9 protein-coding genes are annotated in these 6,358 nt (G+C 66.9%); 3 read left to right on the plus strand and 6 right to left on the minus strand.

Annotated features, from left to right (window positions below; all coding sequences use genetic code 11):
* Positions 1-112: 112 nt before the first annotated feature.
* From RMO30_RS01720 to RMO30_RS01730, 3 genes are read left to right on the plus strand one after another with little or no spacing between them, the layout of a single operon-like run.
* On the plus strand, positions 113-1,243 hold the full coding sequence (locus tag RMO30_RS01720; RefSeq protein WP_309708674.1) for a sugar ABC transporter permease: 1,131 nt from the start codon (positions 113-115) through the stop codon (positions 1,241-1,243).
* Positions 1,240-2,175 (plus strand): carbohydrate ABC transporter permease, encoded by a 936-nt coding sequence (locus RMO30_RS01725; RefSeq protein WP_397427872.1) that lies wholly within the window; start codon positions 1,240-1,242, stop codon positions 2,173-2,175. The genes RMO30_RS01720 and RMO30_RS01725 overlap by 4 nt, the downstream gene beginning before the upstream one ends.
* 37 nt (positions 2,176-2,212) lie before the next feature.
* Entirely contained in the window at positions 2,213-3,010 is a 798-nt protein-coding gene (locus tag RMO30_RS01730; RefSeq protein ID WP_309708676.1) for a hypothetical protein, read from the plus strand.
* A 16-nt stretch (positions 3,011-3,026) separates the two neighbouring features.
* On the opposite strand, the gene RMO30_RS01735 is transcribed toward RMO30_RS01730, so the two are convergent.
* The 6 genes from RMO30_RS01735 to RMO30_RS01760 all read right to left on the minus strand — a co-directional run.
* Entirely contained in the window at positions 3,027-3,335 is a 309-nt protein-coding gene (locus tag RMO30_RS01735) for a hypothetical protein (protein WP_309708678.1), read from the minus strand.
* Positions 3,336-3,427: 92 nt separating this feature from the next.
* A complete protein-coding gene (gene purQ, locus RMO30_RS01740; RefSeq protein WP_309708681.1) occupies positions 3,428-4,126 on the minus strand; it encodes a phosphoribosylformylglycinamidine synthase subunit PurQ in 699 nt (232 codons plus the stop codon).
* Positions 4,123-4,383: a phosphoribosylformylglycinamidine synthase subunit PurS gene (gene purS / locus RMO30_RS01745; RefSeq protein WP_309708683.1), complete on the minus strand. Its 261-nt coding sequence runs from the start codon at positions 4,381-4,383 to the stop codon at positions 4,123-4,125. Before purS ends, purQ begins: the two co-directional genes overlap by 4 nt.
* Before the next feature lie 40 nt (positions 4,384-4,423).
* Positions 4,424-4,999, minus strand: coding sequence for a nucleoside/nucleotide kinase family protein (locus RMO30_RS01750; protein ID WP_309708690.1), 576 nt, complete (start codon positions 4,997-4,999; stop codon positions 4,424-4,426).
* Complete coding sequence (locus tag RMO30_RS01755; protein WP_309708693.1) at positions 4,996-5,658, minus strand: SGNH/GDSL hydrolase family protein; 663 nt, start codon at positions 5,656-5,658, stop codon at positions 4,996-4,998. Before RMO30_RS01755 ends, RMO30_RS01750 begins: the two co-directional genes overlap by 4 nt.
* Positions 5,655-6,358, minus strand: a 704-nt coding sequence (locus RMO30_RS01760) for a serine hydrolase domain-containing protein (RefSeq protein ID WP_309708696.1), incomplete at its 5' end; no start/stop codon positions are given. The genes RMO30_RS01760 and RMO30_RS01755, both read right to left, overlap by 4 nt.

Below are 6,358 nucleotides of genomic sequence, written 5' to 3' on the forward strand. Positions count from 1 at the left end.
TTGTGGTGTTCCCGGGGGGGGGGGCCCGTTTCCCCCCGGCCCCCCCCGCCTCCATGGTGCACCCGAGTACTGTCTAAACATCCGTCGTCAGCGTTGACCACGAAAGGCGATCATGAAAGATCTCCTCACCTGGATCGGTAGTCTCCCGCCCCTGGCCCAGATCCCCATTGTCGTGGGGCTGTTCCTGGTAGCCGCGACTGCGATCGTTCTCCTGATCGAGGTCGCACCCCGGCCAGGACGAAAGTTCACGATCATCCGCTTTGCGGCCTGCCTCGTCATTCCGGGCATCATCTTCCTGCTCCTGGGCTCGGTCTGGTGGGCGGTCGCCGCTGCCATCGTGTTCGGCGGGCTGTTCTTCCTGCTCGACTATCGGAGCCGCCAGGGCAAGGGTTACCTGTTCGCGCTGGTCGGGTTTCTCGCCCCCGCGATCGTGCTGCTGCTGATCGGCCTGGTCTACCCGTCGATCCAGACGATCTTCCTGTCGTTTCAGAGCAACCGCGGCAACTGGATCGGGTTCGATAACTTTGTCTGGATCTTCAGCCAACCCGCCAACCTCGTCGTCATCCGCAACACGATCATCTGGGTGCTCGTGGTGCCCGCGTTCTCGACTGCGCTCGGACTGGCCTACGCCGTCTTCATCGACAAGTCGCGGGGTGAGAAGTTCTTCAAGATCCTGGTCTTCATGCCGATGGCCATCTCCTTCGTCGGCGCGAGCATCATTTGGCGTTTCGTCTACGCCTACCGCCCCGAAGGCGAAAGCCAGATCGGCGTGTTGAACGGCTTGGTGACCCTCTTCGGCGGCGAGCCGGTCAATTGGCTCCAACAGGTGCCGCTCAACAGCTTCCTGCTGATGGTGGTGCTCATCTGGGTGCAGACCGGATTCGCGATGGTCGTTCTTTCGGCGTCGATCAAGGGGGTTCCGATCGAGCAGATCGAGGCGGCTCAACTCGACGGCACGAACGCGTGGCAGCGCTTCGTCAACGTCACGATCCCGGCAATCCGTCCCTCGATCATCGTGGTGCTGACGACGATCTCGATCGCGTCGCTGAAGGTCTTCGACATCGTGCGCACCATGGGCTTGGCCTACCCCGACACCGGCGTCATCGCCAATGAGATGGTCACGTTGTTGCAGAAGTTCGAAGCCGGACGGTCGGCGGCGTTCGCCGTCGTGCTGTTCCTGCTCGTGCTGCCGATCGTGATCTACAACGCACGTCACATTCAGAAGGCACGGGAGCTCCGATGACCACCTCCATGACGGCCAACCCGGCACTGCCCGAGTCGGCGCTGAAGGCCGCGACGCGGCGCACCAAGCAGAGACTCACCAGCCGGGGCGCGACGATCGCCGCACTGGTCATCGCCGTGTTCTGGACCGTGCCGACCGTCGGTCTCTTCATCACCTCGATCCGGCCTGAGGTCGAGACGCAGCGCTCCGGCTGGTGGGAGATCTTCGTCAACCCCACCGTCACGCTCGAGAACTACCAGGCGGTGCTGTTCGGCAGGGAAAGCCTGCTCGGGCCATTCTTCAACTCGATCGCGATCTCGATTCCGGCTACCGTCTTCCCGCTGGTCATCGCCTCGCTGGCCGGCTACGCGTTCGCCTGGATGAAGTTCAAGGGCCGCGATGTGCTCTTCGTGCTGGTGTTCGCGCTGCAGATCGTGCCGATCCAGATGGCCCTCGTTCCGCTGCTCTCGCTGTTCTCGCGAGGAATCACGGTCGGCGACGGAGTGCTCTACGAGGGCCTGCGAAATGCCGGGCAGTTCTCGCAGGTGTGGATCGCGCACACCATCTTCGCGTTGCCGTTGGCGATCTTCCATCTCCACAACTTCATCAGCGAGATCCCGTCCGACGTCATCGAGGCCGCCCGCGTCGATGGAGCCAGCCACGGCCAGATCTTCTTCCGGATCGTGCTTCCGCTGTCGCTCCCGGCGATCGCGTCGTTCGCGATCTTCCAGTTCCTCTGGGTCTGGAACGACCTGCTCGTCGCGCTGATCTTCGCCAATGGAGCGGCGGCACCGATCACGAGAGCCCTGGCCGAGCTCACCGGTGAGTTCGGCCAGAACGCCGAGTTGCTGCCAGCGGGCGCGTTCATCTCGCTCCTCGTGCCGCTGGTCGTGTTCTTCGCCCTGCAGCGCTACTTCGTGCGCGGACTGCTGGCGGGTTCTACGAAGGGCTGACTGTCGCTGTGAACTGCGGGCCGGTACCTTTCGGGTCATGGAGATCGACCTCGCAGCATTTGCGGCGGAACGCGGTTGGCGATACGAACCGACCGCGCCACCGCCGATGATCGAGGGCGCGGTGTTCGGAGCACTGCTGGATGCTGTCGTCACCGACCATGTCGTCGCGACCGGGTCGATCCCCTTCGAGGTCGGCAACGTCGCGGGGCAGGTCGGCGGCACGCGCACCGAGCAGTTCGGCACGGTTCGCGTCACAATGACCCGGCGCACGCATCGCCGCAGCGACCACGGGTACCTCAGCATCCGCCTGCCGCGGGCGCTCCCGCATTTCGTCGTCGACGCACACGCGAACGGCACGAGCCTTCCGATCCCGGACGCCCGCCCGCAACGGGTTTCGCTCGAGGGCGACTTCGACACTCACTTCGCGCTGTACGCCCCGGCGGGCTACGAACGGGATGCCCTCTACCTGTTCACTCCCGACGTCATGGCGCTGCTCATCGACGAGACGGGAGACCTTGACGTCGAGGTGATCGGTAATCGGCTGACGATCTACTCGCCGCACCTCTTCGACCTTCACAACTCCGCGGTCTGGGATCGGCTCGAGCAGATCGTGCGGCTGCTTGGCGCCAAGGCGATCGACCAGGCGGAGAACTACTCCGACCCGCGCGCGGCGGGCACCGACAGCAACGTCGCTCCTGCCGGGCGTCGCCTCGACCAGGGATTCCTCAGCCGGAACGGCGTGCGCTGGTCGCTCGTGCTCATCGTCGCCATCGTGGTGCTCACACTCGTGATCACCGTTGCGGGGATTTTCGGGTCGTTCGCGCTCGGGATGTGACGCGGACCTGGAGCGCTCAGCCGCGGTCGAGACCGAAGGTGTGCTTCACGAGTGCCTGTACGTCGCGATCGATCCCATCGACCCGCTGCTCCAAGCCGTCGAAGCGGGCATTCATCTCGTTGCGCAGTCCGGCGAACTCTCCGTGGAGTCCGGTGAACTCTCCGTGGAGTCCGGTGAACTCTCCGCGGAGCCCGGTGAACTCTCCGCGGAGTCCGGCGAGTTCGGAGCGGATCACGCGGATGAAGAGCGTCGAGACGATCGTGAACATGCCGAAGATGCTGGCGGCGAAGACGCCGATGAGCACCCATACCTGTGGTTCGGTCATGCCCAGCACGATCCCAGTATCCCCACCAGGTCGCGGTGCCGCCACTCGTCGTGGTGGATCGGCCCGAGGAACGCCGTCTGGGGAGGAGGCCCTCAGGCGCGCGCGAGCGCGTGCCGCAACACGCTGGTGAAGAAGGTCAGCCCATCGACGCCCGACCGCATCGCGACGTCGGTGTCGGGACCGAACCCAGGCTCGACGGCGTGCTCGGGGTGGGGCATGAGCCCGACGACGTTGCCCGCCGGGTTGGTCAGCCCGGCGATGTCATTGAGCGAACCGTTGGGGTTGAGCCCCGTGTAGCGGAACGCGACGAGGCCCTCACCTTCGAGCCGTGTCAGCGTCTCGGCGTCGGCGATGAAGCCGCCCTCACCGTTCTTCAGGGGGACCGTGATCTCTTGGCCTTCCGTGAACCCGTTGGTCCACGCGGTCGATGCGTTCTCGACGCGCAGACCCTGGTCGCGGCAGACGAAGTCGCCGTGGTCGTTGCGGATCAGGCCGCCGGGCAGCAGGTGCGCTTCGACGAGCACCTGGAAGCCGTTGCAGATGCCGAGTACCGGCATCCCGGCGTTCGCGGCGTCGATCACCTCGCGCATGATCGGCGATCGGGCCGCGATCGCGCCGCAGCGCAGGTAGTCGCCGTAGCTGAAGCCGCCGGGCAGCACGATCGCGTCGACACCCTGCAGGTCGTGGTCACCGTGCCACAGGGCCACCGGTTCGGCGCCCGCGATGAGCGCGGCGCGCTGGGCGTCACGGTCGTCGAGCGAGCCGGGAAAGGTGACGACGCCGATTTTCACGCGGAGGTGCCTTCGAGCACGCTGATCTTCACGACGTCTTCGATAACGGAGTTGCTCAGCATCTCGTCGGCGAGCTTCTGCGCCTGCGCGAGCACGGCATCCGTCACCTCGCCCTCGACGGTGAGCTCGAAGCGCTTGCCGATCCGCACGTCGCTGAACGGGTGACCGCCCTCACGGCGCAACGCTCCAGCGACGGCTTTGCCGGCCGGGTCGAGTAGTTCCGCCTTGGGCATGACCTCGACGACGATCGTGGGCAACGGAACTCCTCGAGGAAGACGGGTGGGATGCGAGTTCAGCTTACGCGGCACCCTCGACGATGACCTCGTCGGCGCGGTGCGCGGTCGCGGCGACGAGCGCGGCGTTCGGGTCGTCGGATCGAGCCACCCACGCCTCGGCTTCGACGGGCGACTTGCCGAACGCGACGTGCCGGGCGATCAGCCGTTCGCGCCGCACGGTGTCGTCGAGCGCGAGGAAGACCACCCGGTCGAGCAGTGGCCGCACACGCTCCCAGCCGTCGCGGTCGTGCAGCAGGTAGTTACCCTCGACGATGACCATGCGGATGTCGGCGCCGATCTCGATCGCATCCGCAACGGGTTCCTCGATCTTGCGGTCGAATCCGGGGGCGGTGACGGCGCCGGGAGCCCGCAGCCGTTCGAGCGTGGCGACGAAGCCGTCGACGTCGAAGGTGTCGGGAGCGCCCATCCGGTCGCGCCGGCCGAGTCTCACGAGCTCCGACTGGGACAGGTGAAAGCCGTCCATCGGGAGAACGGCTGCCGCCATGCCCTCCTCGGAAAGGCGGCGTTGCTCGGTGACCGCGAAGGTGCTCTTGCCGGCGCCCGGTGCCCCGGTGACGCCGAGCAGGTACCGGGTCACGACGCGAGGGTCGCGACGATGCCGGCGGCGATCGACTTGTAGCCGCGGCGGTCCGGATGGAAGCCGTCGGACGAGACGGACTGCCCGTCGAAACCGGGAGCGAAGTCGACCTCGCGGTCGGCGGCGACGCGGGCGCTCACCCGTGCAAGGCCTGCGGCATGGGCGCCGAGAGCGTTGCGGAGCGGTCGGGGCAGTACGGCGAAGTTCGCGAAGACCGGCGGACCGACGACGACGACCCGCCCCTTCGGGCTGGCAGCGACGAGCCGATCGATCAGCGAGCCGAGGTCGCGGGCGAAAGCACGATCCGAGCGGAGCTTGAGGGCGTCGTTCCAGCCGACCATCAGCACGGCGACGTCGGCGGGACCGCCGGCGGCCTCGTCGACGTGATCGCGCAGCACGTCGGCAGCGGTCGCGCCATTGCGACCGACAACCCGCCAGCGCGCCCCGAGCAGCTTCCCGAGCCGACCGGGCAGGGCGTCGTCGAGGGATTCGGCCCCGGTACCGACAGCGGTCGAGTCGCCGACGACCACGAGGCGCAGCTTGCCTTTGCCGCCGACGCGTTCTCCCTCGGGGGCGGGCAACAGCGGGGTCGTGCGCCGCAACCGAGCGGCCTGCGCGAGCACGATAGGGGCGAGCACCACGGCGAGCGCGCGGGTCACGGAGCTACCTCCTCGGTCGGTGCGGGGGTCGGGGCGTCGGGATCCTCGGGCGGAGCCCAGATCGCCCACAGTGCGTCGGCGAGCCCGAAGCGGTTCGCGGCGTGGCCGTTGCACATCACCGCAATCGTCGTCTCGCGATCAGCCGACACGGTGAAGGTCGAGGTGTAGCCGCCGAAGCGTCCGTTGTGGTTGAGGTCGCCGTCAGTCTCGATGTCCATGCCTGCTGCGTACAGCTCGCCCGTGCCCTCGTCAGAGGCGCCGACCGCGAAGTCGTCTTGGATGATCTCGCCCGCGCGGTACTGATCCCCCCAGCGCACGAGCTCCGACGGCGTTGTAAAGATGCCGATCGCGCCGAAGGCGGTCCAGCCCGGCGGCTGGAACTGGTCGTTCGCGTCGTACGAGAGTGCGACATCCGGGGCGACCAGGCTCGGGGTCAACTCCATGTCGAGCCCCAGCGGCGCGAAGATGCGCTCGGCGAGGAAGACCGGCAGTGGCTGACCGCTCACTCGCCCTACGACCTCGGCGAGCAGGATGTAGTGGGAGTTCGAGTAGCTGTAGCCGCTGCCGGACTCGAGTCGGGTGAGCCGGCGGATGGCGTCGAGGATGCGGGCGTGGTCGGCGGCGTCGCTGAAGCCGATCCCGGCATCCTCGAGCTCGGTCCAGTAGTCCGGAACTCGGGCGGTGTGGTGCACGAGCTGGT

The organism is Pseudolysinimonas sp. (assembly GCF_031389465.1).
Taxonomy (GTDB): domain Bacteria; phylum Actinomycetota; class Actinomycetes; order Actinomycetales; family Microbacteriaceae; genus Pseudolysinimonas_A.

Bases quoted from the DNA above. Each gene is read 5' to 3' on its own strand.
- RMO30_RS01720 (WP_309708674.1), top strand. From the start codon at position 113: ATGAAAGATCTCCTCACCTGGATCGGTAGTCTCCCGCCCCTGGCCCAG.
- RMO30_RS01725 (WP_397427872.1), top strand. From the start codon at position 1,240: ATGACCACCTCCATGACGGCCAACCCGGCACTGCCCGAGTCGGCGCTG.
- RMO30_RS01730 (WP_309708676.1), top strand. From the start codon at position 2,213: ATGGAGATCGACCTCGCAGCATTTGCGGCGGAACGCGGTTGGCGATAC.
- RMO30_RS01735 (WP_309708678.1), bottom strand. From the start codon at position 3,335: ATGACCGAACCACAGGTATGGGTGCTCATCGGCGTCTTCGCCGCCAGC.